The organism is Nocardiopsis halotolerans DSM 44410 (genome assembly GCF_000341065.1).
Lineage (GTDB): Bacteria > Actinomycetota > Actinomycetes > Streptosporangiales > Streptosporangiaceae > Nocardiopsis > Nocardiopsis halotolerans.
Map to the genome: position 1 here is coordinate 24399 of NZ_ANAX01000137.1, position 18106 is coordinate 42504.

At 71.8% G+C, this 18106-nt stretch carries 15 protein-coding genes, 3 tRNA genes and 1 pseudogene; 13 read left to right on the forward strand and 6 right to left on the reverse strand.

What is annotated here, in order from left to right:
- Positions 1–21 precede the first annotated feature (21 nt).
- From gltX to D455_RS0110085, 5 genes and pseudogenes are all read left to right on the forward strand, one after another.
- Positions 22–1391: pseudogene (gene gltX / locus D455_RS29970) on the forward strand (glutamate--tRNA ligase).
- A 134-nt stretch (positions 1392–1525) separates the two neighbouring features.
- Positions 1526–1597, forward strand: a tRNA-Gln gene (locus tag D455_RS0110065).
- Between the two features lie 48 nt (positions 1598–1645).
- Positions 1646–1718, forward strand: a tRNA-Glu gene (locus D455_RS0110070).
- A gap of 108 nt (positions 1719–1826) precedes the next feature.
- Positions 1827–1902 (forward strand) — tRNA-Glu (locus D455_RS0110075).
- 780 nt (positions 1903–2682) lie between these two features.
- Entirely contained in the window at positions 2683–3600 is a 918-nt protein-coding gene (locus D455_RS0110085; RefSeq protein WP_017570602.1) for a helix-turn-helix transcriptional regulator, read from the forward strand.
- A 146-nt stretch (positions 3601–3746) separates the two neighbouring features.
- Here the strand turns inward: D455_RS0110085 and D455_RS0110090 are convergent, their stop codons facing one another.
- Entirely contained in the window at positions 3747–4574 is an 828-nt protein-coding gene (locus D455_RS0110090) for an SDR family NAD(P)-dependent oxidoreductase (RefSeq protein WP_241480225.1), read from the reverse strand.
- Positions 4575–4657: 83 nt separating this feature from the next.
- Between D455_RS0110090 and D455_RS0110095 the strand changes: the two genes are divergently transcribed.
- Positions 4658–5320 (forward strand): TetR/AcrR family transcriptional regulator, encoded by a 663-nt coding sequence (locus tag D455_RS0110095; protein WP_040684773.1) that lies wholly within the window; start codon positions 4658–4660, stop codon positions 5318–5320.
- 191 nt (positions 5321–5511) lie between these two features.
- On the opposite strand, the gene D455_RS0110100 is transcribed toward D455_RS0110095, so the two are convergent.
- Entirely contained in the window at positions 5512–6198 is a 687-nt protein-coding gene (locus D455_RS0110100) for an IclR family transcriptional regulator (protein WP_017570605.1), read from the reverse strand.
- Positions 6199–6350: 152 nt separating this feature from the next.
- Here D455_RS0110100 and leuC point away from each other — a divergent pair, with 152 nt between their 5' ends.
- From leuC to D455_RS0110115, 3 genes are all read left to right on the forward strand, one after another.
- Positions 6351–7757 carry a 3-isopropylmalate dehydratase large subunit gene (gene leuC / locus D455_RS0110105; protein WP_017570606.1) on the forward strand — a complete coding sequence of 469 codons (1407 nt, stop codon included), beginning with the start codon at positions 6351–6353 and terminating at the stop codon, positions 7755–7757.
- A gap of 32 nt (positions 7758–7789) precedes the next feature.
- Positions 7790–8386, forward strand: coding sequence for a 3-isopropylmalate dehydratase small subunit (gene leuD, locus D455_RS0110110; protein WP_017570607.1), 597 nt, complete (start codon positions 7790–7792; stop codon positions 8384–8386).
- A 349-nt stretch (positions 8387–8735) separates the two neighbouring features.
- Positions 8736–9017, forward strand: coding sequence for an HU family DNA-binding protein (locus D455_RS0110115; RefSeq protein WP_013151244.1), 282 nt, complete (start codon positions 8736–8738; stop codon positions 9015–9017).
- Between the two features lie 72 nt (positions 9018–9089).
- Here the strand turns inward: D455_RS0110115 and cofC are convergent, their stop codons facing one another.
- Complete coding sequence (cofC, locus tag D455_RS0110120) at positions 9090–9782, reverse strand: 2-phospho-L-lactate guanylyltransferase (RefSeq protein ID WP_017570608.1); 693 nt, start codon at positions 9780–9782, stop codon at positions 9090–9092.
- A 139-nt stretch (positions 9783–9921) separates the two neighbouring features.
- Between cofC and D455_RS0110125 the strand changes: the two genes are divergently transcribed.
- The 4 genes from D455_RS0110125 to D455_RS0110140 are packed head-to-tail and all read left to right on the forward strand — an operon-like array spanning position 9922 to position 14325.
- The gene (locus D455_RS0110125) at positions 9922–10833 is read left to right on the forward strand and encodes a lysophospholipid acyltransferase family protein (protein ID WP_026122489.1); all 912 of its coding nucleotides are present in this window, start codon (positions 9922–9924) and stop codon (positions 10831–10833) included.
- 8 nt (positions 10834–10841) lie between these two features.
- Positions 10842–11897: an NAD(P)H-dependent glycerol-3-phosphate dehydrogenase gene (locus tag D455_RS0110130; protein ID WP_017570610.1), complete on the forward strand. Its 1056-nt coding sequence runs from the start codon at positions 10842–10844 to the stop codon at positions 11895–11897.
- Between the two features lie 14 nt (positions 11898–11911).
- The gene (locus D455_RS0110135; RefSeq protein WP_017570611.1) at positions 11912–13141 is read left to right on the forward strand and encodes a trans-sulfuration enzyme family protein; all 1230 of its coding nucleotides are present in this window, start codon (positions 11912–11914) and stop codon (positions 13139–13141) included.
- Between the two features lie 59 nt (positions 13142–13200).
- Entirely contained in the window at positions 13201–14325 is a 1125-nt protein-coding gene (locus D455_RS0110140) for a D-alanine--D-alanine ligase family protein (RefSeq protein ID WP_017570612.1), read from the forward strand.
- Between the two features lie 59 nt (positions 14326–14384).
- Here the strand turns inward: D455_RS0110140 and D455_RS0110145 are convergent, their stop codons facing one another.
- From D455_RS0110145 to cydC, 3 genes are all read right to left on the reverse strand, one after another.
- Positions 14385–15248, reverse strand: a complete 864-nt coding sequence (locus tag D455_RS0110145) for an EI24 domain-containing protein (protein WP_017570613.1) — start codon at positions 15246–15248, stop codon at positions 14385–14387.
- Between the two features lie 126 nt (positions 15249–15374).
- Positions 15375–16154: an RNA ligase family protein gene (locus tag D455_RS0110150; RefSeq protein ID WP_026122491.1), complete on the reverse strand. Its 780-nt coding sequence runs from the start codon at positions 16152–16154 to the stop codon at positions 15375–15377.
- Between the two features lie 546 nt (positions 16155–16700).
- On the reverse strand, positions 16701–18106 hold a 1406-nt coding region (cydC, locus tag D455_RS0110155; protein WP_017570615.1), incomplete at its 5' end, for a thiol reductant ABC exporter subunit CydC.

An 18106-nucleotide genomic window follows, 5' to 3' on the forward strand; every position in this document is an offset into this window, starting at 1 on the left:
TTCGCCCCGTCCCCCACGGGCATGTTCCACGTCGGCGGCGCGCGCTCCGCGCTGTTCAACTGGGCGCTGGCACAGCAGCGGCCCGAGGGCCGCATGGTGCTGCGCGTCGAGGACACCGACGCCGCACGCAACCGTCCCGAGTGGACCGAGGGCATCATCCGCGCGCTGGCCTGGCTCGGCATCGGTGAGGACGACCCGCACTTCGAGGGCCCCTACTTCCAGTCGGAGTACGCGGACAAGCACCGCGAGACCGCGCAGGAGCTGTACAAGAACGGACGCGCCTACTACTGCGACTGCACCCGCGAGCAGGTCCAGGAACGGCGCGACAACCCGAACCTGGGCTACGACGGGTTCTGCCGGGACCGCAACCTGGCCCCCGGCCCGGGGCGGGCGCTGCGCTTCCGCGTGCCCGACGGCGGCCCCACCGTCGTGGACGACCGCATCCGCGGCCGCGTGGAGTTCGACCACGCCTCGATCGAGGACTTCGTGATCGCCCGCGCCGACGGCTCGCCCCTGTTCGTGCTGGCCAACGTCGTCGACGACGTCGAGATGCGCATCACGCACGTCATCCGCGGCGAGGAGCACCTGTCCAACACCCCCAAGCAGCAGCTCCTGTGGGAGGCGCTGGGCCTGACCCCGCCGGTGTGGGCGCACCTGCCGGTCATCGTCAACGAGCAGCGCAAGAAGCTGTCCAAGCGCCGCGACAAGGTCGCCCTGGAGTCCTACCAGGAGGAGGGCTACCTGGCGGAGGCGATGGTCAACTACCTCATGCTGCTGGGATGGGCCCCGGGCGACGACCGCGAGATCATGCCGTGGTCGCAGATGCAGCCGCTGTTCCGCGTCGAGGACGTCAACAGCTCCAGCGCCTTCTTCGACGAGAAGAAGCTGCGCGCCTTCAACGGCGAGTACATCCGCGAGCTCAGCGTCGACGAGTTCGTCGAGCGCTGCCAGCCGTGGCTGACCGGCGACGCGGCCCCGTGGGACCCGGCCGACTACGACCCCGAGGTCTTCGCCGCCGTCGCCCCGCTGGCGCAGAGCCGTGTGGCCGTACTCAGCGAGATCGTGCCGAACGTGGACTTCCTGTTCCTCAGGGAGCCCGTGGAGGACGAGAAGAGCTGGTCCAAGGCGATGAAGCCGGGCGTGGGCCGGGAGATGCTCCAGGCCGCTCTGGCCCGCTTCGCGGACCCGGAGCTGTCGTGGACCGCCGAGGCGCTCAAGACCGCCACCGAGGAGGTCGGCGCGTCGCTGGGCCTGAAGCTGGGCAAGGCGCAGGCTCCCGTGCGGGTGGCGGTCACCGGCCGTACCGTCGNCTCGGCCGTGAGCACGTCCAGGCGCGGCTGGCCGCGGCCCTGGAGAAGCTGAGCGCCCGGGAGGACTCCGCCGGGGCCTGAACGGGGCGGGGTGGCCGGGGCCACAGGGCGGTCACCCCGATTTCGGTTCGCGAGTACTCCGAATGTCCGCTAGAGTTGTGGACGTCGCCGAGGGGGACAGGGACGCGGAAGCGGACAGGGTCCTCCGAAAGCATTGGGATATGGTGTAATCGGCAGCACGACTGATTCTGGTTCAGTTAGTCTAGGTTCGAGTCCTGGTATCCCAGCGCGGTCAGCGGTCATCCGCGGACCTCACGGGTCACAGACCCGACAAGGCCCCCGTCGTCTAGTGGCCTAGGACGCCGCCCTCTCAAGGCGGTAACGGCGGTTCGAATCCGCTCGGGGGTACACGACAGGGAGCGGCTCCCACCATGTGGGGGCCTTCTTTCTGGCCGGTGCGCGTCACCGGCGTCCGGTTCGGGCGGTCCACGTGTTCCACGTTCCGCCCGGCATCAGGCCCCCGTCGTCTAGTGGCCTAGGACGCCGCCCTCTCAAGGCGGTAACGGCGGTTCGAATCCGCTCGGGGGTACCACTGAGGCTCCATCCGCGAGGGTGGGGCCTTTCGTGTTTCTCCGGGCCGCCGTCGAGTCGCACGGGCGGGCCCGCGCCCACGGGAGGTGCCTGGGATACTGGGACGGCGCAGTCTCCCGACCGCCCAACCCCCTGTCGGAGCGTATGAACAGCGACCACTCCCCACCAGCCGCCCGGACCGGACCGGTGCCGGAGGGCGGTGCACCGTGACAGGCCGCGAACTCGGCCCAGGGAACCACCAGGACAAGGATGTCCGTGAGGTTCTCCGAGACCTGTGTGAACAGGGTTGGGTGCTGAGGCAGGAGGGGCACTGGGGACGTCTGTACTGCGACTGCGGCTGCACCCGCATCCAGGTACCGGGAACGCCGCGTAACTCCGGTCGGGCCGCGCGCCGCATCAGGCAGGAGGCGCGACGCTGCCCGATGCCCCCGGACGATCCCCGGCGCGGTGCCGGCGGACCCCGGGGTTAGGCCGTCTCGAGGACGGGGCCGTCCGGGGGGAGGGGGCGGCACGTCGCTGGAGGCCGTGCCGGAGCGGGAGAGCCGGTCATCTCCGCGGACCCGGCCCCGGACACGGCGGGCTGGGAGGCCGTCGTGCCGCTGGGCGCCTTCATCATCTCCGCGGCCCCGGACATGGTGGGGCCGGGCCACGCCCGGTATCCTGGGTGTTGACGTTTGCCAACGGTGGTGCGGTCCCCGGCGCGGCCCGGGCCCCGGGAGCCGTTGACCACGGCCGACACCCCGACACACACCGGAAGGCGTTCCGGAGGAAGGCGAGGCCGATGGCCGAGTACGAGTTCGTCTTCGTCGTGGACGGGTTCGACCTGGACGACCACGACACCGTCCACGCCCTCAGCGAGGGCTTCGACGCGCTCGTCTCCTCCTGGCACGGTGCCCTGCGCCTGTCCGTCGCCGCTCCCGGTCCGGACGCCGTCACGGCGGCCAGGTCGCTGGTGGAGCGCGTCCGGGCGACGGTGCCCGGGGTACGGATCGTCCGGCTGGACAGGGAACTCGTCGGGATCTCCGACATCGCCGAGATCACCGGCCGGTCCAGGCAGAACGTCGACCAGTGGGTCCGCGGGCAGCGGCACGACGGTGTCCCCTTCCCCGCGCCGGAGGCGGTCGTGGGCCGCTCCCAGGTGTGGCTGTGGACGGAGGTCAACGCGTGGCTGCGGGGGATCGGTCTGGACGACGGGCAGCTGCGGCCGACCCGGACGGAGATGACCGAGATCGACTGGCTGCTCCAGACCTCGCGCAAGGTCGAGCTCGCCCTGGTGCGCCATTCCGGCAGCCCCGACGTGCGCCGCGTGGCCAGGCTGCTGGCCGCGCACGCCCGCACCACACGCGAGTTCATCCACTACCTCGTCAAGAACCCCCGGGTGCGTGACGCCGGGGGCCGTTACACGGTGCTGGTCTGCTCGCCGCGCAACGAGGCGGTGGACGTCTTCCGCAGGCTGGAGACCTTCGACCACCCGGTCGTGCTGGCCACGGTGACCAACCGGATCCACGCCCTGGTCATGGTCGACGGGGAGGGCGACCGTGCGAACGCGACCGAGCTGGTGCCCGGGATGACCGTGCGCGACTGGCTGGGGATGATCGCCCTGTCGCCCGAGAGCGAGTTCACCGTCGCGTCGGAGGGCGCGTCCACCAAGACCGCGACGATCGCCGCGAGGTCACCGATGGACCTGGTCGGCGCCTGAGTCACGGGCCCGGTCGGAGCCCGGGCCCCGCGGCCGGGCCCACACGCGCTTCCGGTGACGGTGGCCGTCCTGCCGGTCGGTCCCGCGGTCGTCCTCCTCCGTTTCGTGGCGCGCGTCACCGCATGTGACGTGGGCCGGGCCGCCGGTCAGAAGTGCGTGCCGCCGTCGACGCGGATCTCGGTGCCGGTGACGAACCTCCCGTCCTCCGACGCCAGCATCGCCACGACGCCGGCCACGGTCTCGGGCCCGGCGAATCCCTCCCCGAGGGCCGGGGACAGCTTCGCGAACAGGCTCCAGTCGGTGTCCTCCGGCAGGCCGGGGCCATGGCTCCGGCCGCTCTCCCCCGAACCGTCGGTCATACCGGAGGAGACGGATCCGGGCTGCACGGCGGTGAACCGGATGCCCTGCTTGCTGTACTCGGCGGCCAGGGCGTGGGTCATGGACTGGATGCCGCCCTTGCTCGCCGCGTAGGCCGCCATGTACGGGTGGGCGAACATCGCCGACGTGGAGCTGAAGTTGACGACGGCCGGGGAGTCGCCCTCCAGCAGCGCGGGTACCGCCTCGCGGATGACCAGGAAGGTGCCGGTCAGGTTGACCGTGACCACCCGGGTGAAGTCGGCGAGGGACGTGGCGTGGGTGTGCGACGAGCGCAGGATGCCGGCCGCGTTGACCAGGACGTCCAGACCACCGAGGGCGGAGAGGGCGAAGGCGACGCCCGCGCGGACGGAGGCCTCGTCGGCGACGTCCATGACCACCGTGGTCAGCCGCTCGGCGTGGGCCTCCGCCTTGGCGTGGGTGTCCTTCAGGCCGCTCTCGCTCACGTCCGCGGCCACCACCTTCCCTCCCTCGGCCAGGACGCGCAGCACGGTGGCCTGACCGATGCCCGATCCGCCGCCGGTGACCAGCGCGCGGCGTCCTTCGTAGCGGTTCATGTTCTTCTCCCCGGGGTGAGTGGTGGCGCGGTCGAGCCGCATGGTGTCCATGGTATGTCGGTTTGGCACGCTGTGCCATCTGGGCATCACATGCACACTGATTCCGCCAGCACTACGCTTTCCCCATGGAGCAACCCAGGACGGCTCGTGAGGCCGCGACCTCGCTGACTGAGCGCCGCAAGGCGGCGACCCAGATGGACATCGCTCGCGCGGCGGCCGAACTGTTCACCGAGAAGGGGGCCGAGGGCACGACCACGGAGGAGATCGCGGCTCGCGCGGGGGTCGCGCTGCGCACGTTCTACCGGTACTTCCGCAGCAAGCAGGACGCGGTCGGGTCGCTGCTGTCATCCGGTGGGGACCGCTGGCGCGCGCTGCTGGCCCGGGCCGGGACCGACATGGGGCTCGCGCGGGCTCTGGAGTCCGCGGCGGTCGACTCCCTGTCGGGGGCCGGCGGCGTGGGGGAGGAGGAAGGGCTGCGCTGGACCCGGGGGCTGCTGCGCGCGGCCCAGGAGGACCCGGCCCTGAGGGCCGTCTGGTACAGGGTGAACCAGGAGTCGGAACAGGAGTTGCTGCCGGTGATCACCCGTCTGGCGGGGCCGGGCGCCGACCCGTTGGAGACGCGGCTGCTCGCCGCCGCCGCGACCGACGCGATCCGGGTCGCCCTGGAGACGTGGGCGCTCGCGGACACGGAGGCCGACGGGAACGACTCCCCGGCGGAGCTCGTGGTCCGGTGTCTGCGCGAGCTGACGGGCGGTCTGCGCCTGCTGGCGTCGGGGCCGCGCGTCTGAGGCGGGCGGGGCCGACGCGGCGGCCCCTTCCTGCGGGCCGCTGGCGAGCGCCCGGAGAGGCGCACCGACCCGCCCTGCGCGCCGTGATCCCGTACCCGTGGCGGGTCTCGGCGCTCCTACCTCGCCACGAGTACGAGACCAGCACAGGCCGGGGCCCGTGTGCCACACCAGAAACGCTTCCCGTCGGGCCGCTAGTGAGCGCCCTCGTAGGTGTGCAGGGACTCACTGATCTTCTCCGCCGCGGACAGCACCGCCTGGGAGTGGATACGACCGGGTGAGCGGGTCAGACGCTCTATCGGCCCGGACACCGACACGGCGGCGATCACGCGCCCGCCCGGGCCGGACACCGGCGCTGACACCGACGCCACCCCCTGTTCGCGCTCGGCGACGCTCTGGGCCCACCGGCGGCGGCGCACCTGGGCCAGGCTGGCCGCGGTGAACCGGGCCCCCACCAGGGAGCGGCGGATCCGGTCGGAGTCCTCCCAGGCCAGGAGCACCTGGGCGGCCGAACCGGCGTTCATGGGCAGCTCACTGCCGACCGGCACCGTGTCGCGCAGCCCGCTGCTGCGCTCGGAGGCGGACACGCACACCCGCAGGTCCCCCTGACGACGGTAGAGCTGGGCGCTCTCCCCGGTCAGGTCGCGCAGCTGCACCAGGACGGGGGCGGCCACGGCCAGCAGCCGGTCCTCGCCGGTCGCTATGGAGAGTTCGCCCAGGCGTGGACCCAGCACGAAGCGTCCCTGGCTGTCGCGGGTGACCATCCGGTGGCGTTCGAGGGCGACCGCCAGACGGTGCGCCGTGGGACGGGCCAGGCCGGTGATCTGTACCAACTGGGCCAGGGACGCCGGTCCCGATTCCAGGGCGTCGAGGACGGACATGGTCTTGTCCAGGACACCGACACCGCTGGATGAGCTAGAGTTGTCCATGGCTTGATATTGCCGTCTCGAAATATGGAATGCAAGTCGAGCCGCAGTCCGCGCAGGGCACCACACGAGACGCGCCCGAGACGAAACGAGAGAGGCGATCGCCCATGGCACGCACGATGGCCGAGAAGGTCTGGGAGGAGCACGTCGTCCGACGTGCCGACGGCGAGCCGGACCTGCTCTACATCGACCTCCACCTCGTCCACGAGGTGACCAGCCCCCAGGCCTTCGAGGGCCTGCGCCTGGCCGGTCGGTCCGTGCGCCGCCCGGACCTGACCATCGCCACCGAGGACCACAACGTCCCCACCCAGGACCTGCTCGCCCCCATCGCCGACCCCGTCTCCCGCAAACAGGTCGAGACGCTGCGCAAGAACTGCTCCGACTTCGGGGTCCGGCTGCACCCGATGGGCGACATCGACCAGGGCGTCGTACACGTGGTCGGTCCCCAGCTGGGCCTGACCCAGCCCGGCATGACCGTCGTCTGCGGTGACAGCCACACCAGCACCCACGGTGCGTTCGGCGCGCTGGCCTTCGGTATCGGCACGAGCCAGGTCGAGCACGTCCTGGCCACCCAGACGCTGCCCATGACGCCGTTCAAGACCATGGCCGTCACCGTGAACGGCAAGCTCAAGCCGGGGGTGTCCGCCAAGGACATCATCCTCGCGGTCATCGCCAAGATCGGCACCGGCGGCGGCCAGGGCTACGTCATCGAGTACCGGGGCGAGGCCATCGAGGCCCTGTCCATGGAAGCCCGGATGACCGTGTGCAACATGTCCATCGAGGCGGGCGCCCGCGCCGGGATGATCGCCCCGGACCAGACCACGTTCGACTACGTCAGGGGCCGGGAGCACGCTCCCCGGGGCGAGGACTTCGACGCCGCGGTGGAGCACTGGAAGAGCCTGCGCACCGACGAGGGCGCGGTCTTCGACGCCGAGGTCGTGCTGGACGCCGACGAGCTCAGCCCGTTCGTCACCTGGGGTACCAACCCGGGCCAGGGCGTGCCGCTGGACGCCTCCGTGCCCGACCCCGCCTCGTTCGAGGACCCCTCGGCCCGCGCCGCCGCCGAGAAGGCCCTGGCCTACATGGACCTCACGGCCGGGACGCCGATGCGCGAGGTGCGGGTGGACACCGTCTTCCTGGGCTCGTGCACCAACGGCCGGATCGAGGACCTGCGCGCCGCCGCCGAGATCATCCGGGGCCGCCGGGTCGCCGAGGGCGTGCGCATGCTCGTCGTCCCCGGCTCCATGCGGGTCAAGGAGCAGGCCAACGAGGAGGGCCTGGGCAGGGTCTTCGAGGAGGCCGGGGCCGAGTGGCGCGAGGCGGGCTGTTCGATGTGCCTGGGTATGAACCCCGACCAGCTCAAGCCCGGTGAGCGCAGCGCCTCCACCTCCAACCGCAACTTCGAGGGGCGCCAGGGGCGCGGTGGGCGCACCCACCTGGTGTCGCCGCAGGTCGCCGCCGCCACCGCGGTGCGCGGCACCCTGTCCTCGCCCGCCGACCTGGCCGCCCGCTAGCGCGCCGACCGATTCCGACAGGAGAGACTCCCATGGAGAAGTTCGACGTCCACACCGGTCGGGCCGTGCCGCTGCGCGCCAGCAACGTGGACACCGACCAGATCATCCCGGCCGTCTACCTCAAGCGGGTCAGCAGGACCGGCTTCGAGGACGGCCTGTTCGCCGAGTGGCGCAAGTCCGACCCGGACTTCGTCCTCAACCGCGCCGAGTTCCAGGGCGCTTCCGTGCTGGTGGCCGGGCCTGACTTCGGCACGGGCTCCTCGCGCGAGCACGCCGTGTGGGCGCTCAAGGACTACGGCTTCAGGGCCGTGCTGTCCTCGCGCTTCGCCGACATCTTCCGCGGCAACTCCCTCAAGGGCGGCCTGCTGACGGTCCTGCTGCCGCAGGAGGTCATCGACCGCCTGTGGGAGGCGGTCGAGGCCGACCCCACCACCGAGGTGACCGTGGACCTGGTCGAGCGCGAGGTGCGCTCCCCGGCGGCGGGTGTGCACGAGCCCTTCGAGCTGGACGACTACACCCGCTGGCGGCTCCTGGAGGGGCTGGACGACATCGCGCTGACCCTGCGCCACACGGACGAGATCGGGGCGTTCGAGGGCTCCCGCAAGCCCTGGCTGCCCGTGACCCTGTAGACACGGATCGGCTTCTGGGTCGGGGATTTCGTGCCTGTGTGACGCAGGCCACCCCCGACCCAGAAATATTTTACCTTTACTTACTGTGACTGGTTGCTTACGGGTCTTCTGTCCTTAAGGTCGGCGTGTCTCATGCCCGGAATCCGGTTATACGTAGGCATTTGGGGCTCGCAGAAGGGGGCAAAAGGGACTGGAGGACCGGGTGTCCGCGGTCTGGACCAGAGCCCCGTCGAAGCTGCCGTGCAGGTCGAGGAAGGCCCGACACGCCCTGCCCACAGGCGTTTGTATTTGTGTAAGGGCCTCCGCGTCCCCTAATTTCGTGCGAGCAAGGGGGAACCGGAGGAACCTTATGAACAAGCGTGACCTGATCGACGCGATCTCCGATCGGCTCGGAGACAAGAAGACCGCGACCGAAGCGGTCAACGCTGTGCTTGACACCATTCAGGCCACCGTGGCGTCGGGCGACAAGGTCGCCATCACGGGCTTCGGTGTTTTCGAGAAGTCCGAGCGCGCGGCCCGTACCGCTCGCAACCCCGCCACCGGCGCCACCATCAACGTCCCCGCGAGCTTCGTTCCGAAGTTCCGCGCTGGCGCTGACTTCAAGGCGCTGGTCAACGGCGACAAGAAGTAGCCCGCCACCGCACGGCGACGGGTCCGTCCGCCCGGGTTCCCCAGGGGACCCGGGCGGAACGCGTTTCGGGCGTCAGGGCGTGTTCTGCGGGTACGGGTCCCGGCCCACGAGCTCCCACATCTCCCGGGTCCTGGAACCCACGCCCAGCGCCACCGCGGCGCGCAGGTCCTCGGGGGTGTCCACGTCGCGCCGCACCGACGCCACGTCCGTGACCACCAGCTCCCTGGCGCCGACGGACAGGTGCCGGGCGCGTGAGGCCCCCTCGAACGCCGGGGTGAACGGGTGCCCGGGGCCCGCCGCGAACAGCGTCGTTCCCACGCCGGGCGCGTCGGGGAGGAAGGACCGGCCGTGCCCGGCCGCCGCGGCCAGGACCCGTTCCAGCTCCTCGGGGCGCAGCGCGGGCAGGTCCGCCGACAGGGCGCACACCCCGAGTCCGGGCAGGCACCGCCGTGCGAACGCCGCCCCGTGCGCCAGCGCCGGGTTCAGACCCGTGCCGGGCTCACCGCCCACCACCACCGCGCCCAGGTCGGTCAGCGCGGCCCCGGCGCGCGGGTCCTCGGTCACCACGAACACCGTCGCCACCGCGGGGCAGAGCCGCGCCGAGGCCACCGTGTCGCACGCGATGGCCAACGCCAGGTCCTCGCGGCGGGTGCCCGCGGCCAGGGCCAGTCGCGACTTGGCCCGGTCGAGGTGCTTGACTGGGACGATCAGGGACCAGCGCGCCCCGGGGCGCGGGGCCCCGTCGCTTTCTCCAGAGCCGGTCACGGTTCCCCCGGAACGTTCGGTACGGCCATGACAGTGACGAGGGTAGCCAGCAGGGCGTTCGTCCGCGGGCCACGCCCTAGACTGAACCGGTTGTGCTGTGCGGCCCGGACGTGCCCGCAGCGATGGAGTGAGGAGTCCCGTGGCCAAGCAACGAGAATCCCGGTGGGTGAAGGCGGTCGTCTCCCGGATCGTCCGGTTCGTCCTGTGGTTCGTCACCAAGCCGGACTGGAAGGGCACCGAGCACGTCCCCGCCCGGGGCGGGGTGATCATCGCCGCCAACCACCTGTCGATGGCCGACCCCCTGACGGTCGCGCACTTCCTCTACATCGGTGCCCGGCGCTGGCCGACCTTCACCATGAAGGACGCGATCATGCGCATCCCCGTGGTGGGCGCGGTGGCCAGGAGCACCGGACAGATCCCCGTCAGGCGCGGCAGCACCGACGCGGTCAAGGCACTGCACGAGGCCGAGCTGGCACTCACCCGCGACGAGGCGTCGGTGATCTTCTACCCCGAGGGCACCTGCACCCGTGACCCGAACCTGTGGCCCATGACCGCCAAGACCGGTGTGGCCCGCCTGGCGCTCACCACGGGCGTGCCGGTCGTCCCGGTGGCGCACTGGGGAGAGCAGCACATCCTGCCCTACGGCACCAAGAAGGTCAGCCTGTTCCCCCGCAAGCGCCTGGAGTTCCGGGCCGGTCCGCCCGTGGACCTGTCCCGGTTCCGGGACCAGCCGCTGACCGGGACGGTCCTCCGGGAGGCCACCGAGGTGATCATGGCCGACATCACCGCCCTCCAGGCGCGGATCCGCGGGGAGGAACCGCCCGCGGTTCCCTACGACCCCAGGAAGGCGCGGGCCGAGGCCGCCCGAGGCGGGGAACGGCGCATCGGGGACGCCAGCGGGAAGGACGGGGCCGCCGGGGCTTCCGAGACCGCAGGAACCGGTGAGGCCGAGGAGAACGCGACGGGAGGGACCGTGGCGGAGGGCACGGCGCCGGCCGGGGGCGAGACCGGTGCGAACAGCGAGAACGGGAAGAACAGTACGGGGGCATGACACAGCCGATGGGTACCGACAACGTCAGGATCGCCGTCCTCGGCGCGGGATCGTGGGGCACCGTGTTCGCGAACATCATCGCGGACGCGGCCGACCTCGCCAGGGAGCGGGATCCGGATGGTCCCGCCGTCGAGGTGATCCTGTGGGGGCGGCGGGCCTCGGTGGTCGACGCGGTCAACGAGACCTCCGAGAACCCCGACTACTTTCCGGGGACCCGGCTGAATCCGCGACTGCGCGCCACCACCGACGCCCCCAAGGCGCTGGCGGGGGCCGACGTGGTGGTGCTGGCGGTGCCGTCGCAGACGCTGCGGGCCAACCTCGTGGACTGGCGGCCCCACCTGCGCGAGGACGCGGTCGTCGTCAGCCTGATGAAGGGCGTGGAGCTGGGCACCCGCATGCGGGTCAGCCAGATCATCGCGGAGGTCCTGGAGTACCCGAAGGAGCGCATCGCGGTCGTGTCGGGCCCCAACCTGGCCCGCGAGATCGCCGAGCGCCAGCCCGCCACCGCCGTGGTCGCCTGCCCCCACGAGCCGACCGCCGTGCGGCTCCAGGGACTGTTCAAGGCCCCCTACTTCCGCCCCTACACCAGCACCGACCTGGTGGGAGTGGAGATCGGCGGCGCGATGAAGAACGTGATCGGGCTGGCCGTCGGCGTCGCCGAGGGCATGGGGTTCGGTGACAACACCAAGGCGTCCCTCATCACCCGCGGTCTGGCCGAGACCACGCGCCTGGCGGTGGCCCTGGGCGCCGACGAGCACACCCTGTCCGGACTGGCGGGGATGGGTGACCTCGTGGCGACATGCTCCTCCCCGTTGTCGCGAAACCGGACCTTCGGTGAGAAACTGGGCGCTGGCAAGACCCTCGAACAGGTCGTCGCGGAGACCCGGCAGACCGCGGAGGGGGTCAAGTCCTCCGAATCCGTCCTGGAACTCGGATGGGCCCACGGGGTCGACATGCCGATCACCGAGGCCGTCGTCAAGATGATGCACCACGACCTGAGCCCGGCGGAGGCGCTCGCGGCCTTCATGGCCCGCAGCGCCAAGCCCGAGCGTTACGGGGTCTGAGAGCGAGCACCACGATGTCACACACACCAGGTTCCGCCACCGGCGCGGAGAGCGAGGGCGAGTACACGCGGGCGGTCTCCCTTCCGCACGCCCCGGTCCCCGCCGAGCGGCCGATGCGCATGCCCGTCCACCGGGCCACCACCTACGCGTTCGACACCTCCCAGGAGTACGCGGACGTGCTCGCGGGCACCCGACGGGGCTACTCCTACGCGCGCATCGACAGCCCCACCGTGGACGCGTTCGCCGACGCGGTCGCCGCCCTGGAGGGCGCGGGCCTGCCGGAACCGGTGCGCGGACAGGCCTTCGCCTCGGGCATGGGCGCGCTCAGCACGGTGCTCATGGCGCTGACGGAGGCGGGCGCGCACGTCGTGGCCGCCCGGTCCATCTACGGCAACACCCACTCGCTGCTGGACCGGCTGCTGCGCCGGTTCGGCGTGCGCACCGACTTCGTCGACATCACCGACCTGGACGCGGTGCGCGCCGCCGTGGAACCGGACACCCGGGTGGTGTTCACCGAGACGCTGTCCAACCCCACCATGACCGTCTCCGACCTGCCGGGCCTGGCGCGGATCGCCCACGAGGCCGGCGCCGCCCTGGTGGTGGACTCCACCTTCGCCTCCCCGGCCGTGTGCCGTCCGCTGGAGCACGGCGCCGACGTGGTCGTGCACTCGGCCACCAAGTACATCGGCGGCCACAGTGACACCACCGGCGGAGTGGCCGTGGCCTCGCCCGACCTGATCGAGCGCGTCCGCTCGGCGCGCGTGGACCTGGGCCCCTGCCTGGCTCCGGACGAGGCCTACCTGCTGCACCGCGGACTGGAGACGCTGCCTCTGCGGGTAGGACGCCAGTGCGAGAGCGCCGCGGCCCTCGCCGCGGCCCTGGAGGGGCACCACCTCGTGGAGCGGGTCGACCACCCCTCGCTGGAGTCGCACCCGCAGGCGTCGCTGGCGGACAAGCTCTTCGACCAGGGCCGGTACGGCGCGGTCGTCACCGTGCACCCGCGCGGAGGGTGGGACGCCGGGATGGCCTTCGCCGACCGGCTGCGGGTGGCCACCATCGCCGCCTCGCTGGGCGGCACGCACACGCTGGTGGGACACGTCGCCTCCACGTCCCACCGCAACATGAGCGAGGACGAACTGGCCGCCGCGGGCATCTCACCAGGTGCGGTACGGTTCTCCGTCGGTCTGGAGGACCCCCGTGACCTCGTCGAGGACGCCCTGGCGGCCCTCGGCGGGGAAGGCTGACACACCATGGGGTTTCTCCCGTTCCGGTTCCACACAGAGGCGAGATAGGGTCAGGCAGCATGTCGTCCGAGCAGCGCAAGATTCGGGTGGCCGTCGTCTTCGGCGGGCGCAGTTCCGAACACGAGATCTCCTGCGTCACCGCGGGCAGCGTGCTGTCCGTCATCGACCACGACCGCTACGAGATCGTGCCGGTCGGCATCACACGCGCGGGCAACTGGGTGCTGACCTCGGGCGACCCCGAACACCTGCGCATCGACGCGGGCACCAGGGCGCTGCCGTCCGTGCCCGAGGACGGCACGGACCTGGCGCTGCCCTTCGACGCCGAGGGCCAGCTGATGGTGGTCGACCCGGTCCGGGGCCCCGAGCGCCTGGCCGAGGTGGACGTGGTGCTGCCGCTGCTGCACGGACCGTTCGGTGAGGACGGCACCATCCAGGGGCTCTTCGAGATGATGGGCGTGCGCTACGCGGGCGCCGGGGTGTTCTCCAGCTCCGCCGCCATGGACAAGGTCTTCATGAAGGCCATGCTGCGCGGCAACGGCATCCCCACCAGCGACTTCGTGTCGATCACCGACCGCCAGTGGCGTACCGAGCGCAAGAGGGTGCTCGACGACGTGGCCGATCTGAGCACCACCGTGTTCGTCAAGCCCGCGCGCGCGGGCAGCAGCGTGGGCATCAGCAAGGTGAGCGACTCCTCCGACGCCGACGCGGTGGTCGCCGCGGTCGAGGCCGCCCGGGAGCACGACCCCAAGGTGCTGGTGGAGGCTCAGGTCGTGGGACGCGAGATCGAGTGCGGCGTGCTGGAGTCCGAGGACGGCGGGACGCCCGACGTGTCCCTGCCGGCCGAGGTGCGCGTGGCGGAGGGCTTCGACTTCTACGACTTCGAGGCCAAGTACCTGTCCACGAGTGGTCTGACCATCCCGGCCGAGCTCCCGGAGGAGGCCACCGCGCGGCTGCGCGCGATGGCCGCCGAGGTGTTCGACGCGGTGGGGTGCGAGGGGCTGGCCCGGGTGGACTTCTTCTACACCGAGGACGGCGAGGTCCTCGTCAACGAGCTCAACACCATGCCCGGGTTCACCCCGGCGTCGGCCTTCCCGCAGATGTGGGCCGCCACCGGAGTGGACTACCCGGCCCTCGTGGAGCGGATGATCTCCTCGGCGCTGCGCCGGTCCCCGGGGTTGCGTTAGACGGACCGTGTGCGGGCGGCTGGTCGGTCGCCCGCCTGCCCGCGCGTTCGGGAAACGGCTCAGGCCGCTGGTCCGCCGTGCACCGGCCCCTCGTGCCCCGGGTCCTCGGGGGACGAGCCGTCGGAAGCCTCGGGGGCGTGCGGAACCTTTCCGTGGCCCGACCGGTGAGGAGGCGCGGGGACCAGTTCGCGGGTGAGGAACACCGCGCCGGCGGTGGCGGCGGGGAACACCAGGATCGCGACGAACGGGATCGCCAGCAGGAAGTACGTCGGCACCGCGTAGCCCAGCACCCGCATCCGCCGCTTCCTCATGTACCAGCGCCGCTCGCGGATGGTCAGCAGGTTGCGCCGGTCGAACGCGCTCGTCAGCAGTTCGAGCGCCAACAGCCATCCGCCCAGCAGCGCGGCGATCACCGGACCGATCACCTGGCCCGCCAACGGGACGAAACCGATCGCGAACACGAGCACCGTCACCGGCAGGGACATCGCCACGATCACCAGCGACTGGCGGACCGACCGCCAGATCCCCGCCATCAGCGACTCGTCGGGGTCCCCGGGGTCGTTGCCCAGCTCCTTCTCCACCAGTTCGGTGACCTTGTCGTAGATCGGCCCGCCCAGGGTCAGCGTGGCCGTCGTGAACGTCACCACCATCAGCAGGATCGACCCGGCCAGGATCGCCACGGACATGGCACCGCGCAGCAGCCCCTGCCACACGGGGTCCCAGTCGTCGGCGAAGGGGGTCGCCCAGCCGACCATGTCGGTCAGGTTCATCACCAGGAGCACGAGCAACGCCAGGAACAGCAGTGACGTGAGCAGCGCGGGCAGGGCGGCGAGCAGGAACAGGCGCGGTCTGCGCAGCAGCAGGGTGAAACCGCGCAGGAGAGTACCGACGCCACCGAGGAGTTCACGAACAGGATTGGCCACGGGGGAACCCTAGAGGACCTCGGCCCCGGTGTCAGATCCGGGGCCGAGGCCCTCCCGCCGCGGTGGTCGCCGGGCTCTCTCCCCGGGGCTGTCGGTGCCTCCCCGGTCCTGGAGAGCCGCCGTGGATCACCCCTTGCGCTGTGCCCGGCGCTTGAGCGTGCGCCTGTAGTCCTGGAAGCGGGCCTTGGCGATCACCGAGCGGTCGGCGGTGCGGAGCACGATGCCCTCCGCGTTCCCGCCCGCGTCCCCGTCCAGCGCCACCCGGGTGCCCGGCAGGTGCGCGGTGACGAACTCCTGGGTCTCGGCGACGCCCTCGGGCAGCTTGTCGGCGGGGACGGTGGCCAGACGGGGCGTCAGCTCGATCCCCTCGCGCCCGGCGAGCGCGGAGAGCTCGTCCTCGGTGAGGAAGTCCTGCCCGCCGCCCTCACGCCAGGCGGAGATCTCCTGGCGCGGACGGGACAGCACCTCGGCCGGGACGACCGCCGAGTCGAACATCCGGTGCCCCACGGCGCGATGGCCGGTGTACTCGCGGCTGGCCGCGGTGACCTTGCCCCCGTACACCTCCAGGTAGTGGACGGCGATCCCCGTCCCGGGCGGGGCGATCCGGTCGGCCAGGTCGCGCAGGGCGTCGACGATGCCCAGGGCCGGGTTCCCGATCAGGTCACCCCTGGCGTACAACAGCTCCTCGCGGCTGCCGAGGACGTAGTCGCCGGAGGGGAAAGAGATGATTCGGGCGTTCGTCCCGTCGACCTTCTCGGTCAACACGACGTCGCCGGTGAACGCGACGGTCTCTTCCTGGAGGCCGCCGTTCCTGGGATCGAGCGTGTGGTAGGTGGGGATGCTGGGGTACTTGGTGGCGGAATTGAGGGCGGCCAGATCGAGGGTACGGGGATCGAGATCGCTCATGAGCGGCTCCAGGGACACGGTTCGCCGGGGCGGGGACAGGCACGAGGGTGTCACCGGGTTCTGACACACGCGGTGTACGTTCCGGTGGACCCGTCCCGGACGTCCGTTTCGTTCGGTTCGTCAGGGCGGCATCGTGGGACGGTATCCCAGTACGTCCCGCCGTGTCCCCCCGTTTTCCGACCGCCGCCGACGCGCGGGCACGTCCTTCGGGGGCGACCGCCTCCCCGACCCGCCGCCTGTCGCCGACGCGCGGGTGCGGTCCGGAGGATGTCCGGGCCCGGGGCCGTCGTGGTGGGCCGCCGCTGACATGCGGATGTGGTTTGGACCTGCTGAGCGCGAGGTTGTCCACAGGTGGGAACTCGTGGTGGTGCACGGGTGCAGGGCGGGGCATGCTCGTGATGGGGGCGTCCGCCGGTCCCCTGGCGCGGTACGCGCCCCCGTACCAAGGTGTGCCCCGGCGCTCCCCGCGACGAACGCCGCCGCCCGGCCCTGTGGACGAACGCACGCACCGGCCCGGCCCTGTGGACGACCGCCCCGGCCCGGGTCTCAGACCGTGCTGACGTCGCGGTACCAGCCCTCCCGCCGGGACAGCTCCTCGTGCGTGCCCTGCTGGAGCACCCGGCCGTCGCGCACCACGTAGATCCGGTCCACCCGGTCCAGCCCCGTCAGGTCGTGGGTGATCAGCAGGGTGGAGTACCCCTCGGCGGCGGCCAGCAGGTCATCCACCACGGCGTCGCGCGTGTCCGGGTCCAGGTGGGCGGTCGGCTCGTCCAGGACCAGCACCCGGGGCGCCGCCAGCACGGCGCGGGCCAGCGCCAGCCGCTGCACCATCCCGCCGCTCAGCCCCCGGCCGTGCGCGCCCACGGGCGTGTCCAGCCCCCGGGGCATCGCCGCCACCTCGTCCGCCAGCCGCGCACGCCGCAGCGCCTCCCACAGTTCGTCGTCCTCCGCGCCGGGCCGGGCCAGCCGCAGGTTCTCCCGGAGCGTCGACGCGAACACGTGCGGGTCCTGGGGCACACCCGACACGACTCCGCGCACCTCGTCGGCCGGGTACGACGTGACGTCCTCCCCGCCGATCTCCACCCGGCCCGCGTCCGGGTCGCGGAACCGCAGCAGCACCGACGCCAACGTGCTCTTGCCCGCACCGCTCGGACCGATCACCGCCACCGTCCGCCCGGCGGGGATCTCCAGGTCCACCCCGTCCAGCGCCCACGGCTCCTCCGGGCCGTAGCGCACCCGCAGGTTCCGTACCCGGACCGTCGCGTCGCCCTTCGGATCCAGACCCTCGCGGACGGGGGCCGCGACGGCGGCCGGAGCGTCCAGTACCCCGAACAGCCGGGCCCCACTCGCGCGGAGAGCCCCCAGCCTGGCCGCCACGGCGGGCAGTGGCGCCACGATCTCGAACGCCGCCAGCGTCGTCAGCACCATCACCGCCAGCGGTACCGCTTCCAGCGTCCCGTCCGCCACGGCGGCCACACCCAGGAACAGGGCGCCCCACACGGTCAGTCCGGTGATCAGGGCGCTCGCACCGGCTCCCAGCCCCAGGATCGCGGAGTCCCCACGGGCCAACCGGGTCAGTTCCTCGTCGGCCGCGTACACCCGTTCCACCTGTCGGTCCATGGCGCCGTAGGCGACCAGGTCCGGCGCTCCGTGCAGCGTGTCCACCAGCGCCGTCGACAGTTCCCCGCGCGCCCTCGCCTGACGCCTTCCCGGGCCCCTGCCCAGCGCGGCGGCGGCCAGCGGCACGGCCAGCCCGGCCAGCAGCAGACCCGCCGCCAGCAGGAGTCCGCCGGGCACGTACAGCACGGTCAGGAACAGGACCGTGGCGCCGCCCGTGACCACCGAGACCAGCGGTGGCGTCAGTCCGCGCACCAGCAGGTCCAGGGTGGCCTCGGTGTCGTTGACCAGCCGCGACACCAGGTCACCGGACCGGAACCGGCCGAACGGCTCGG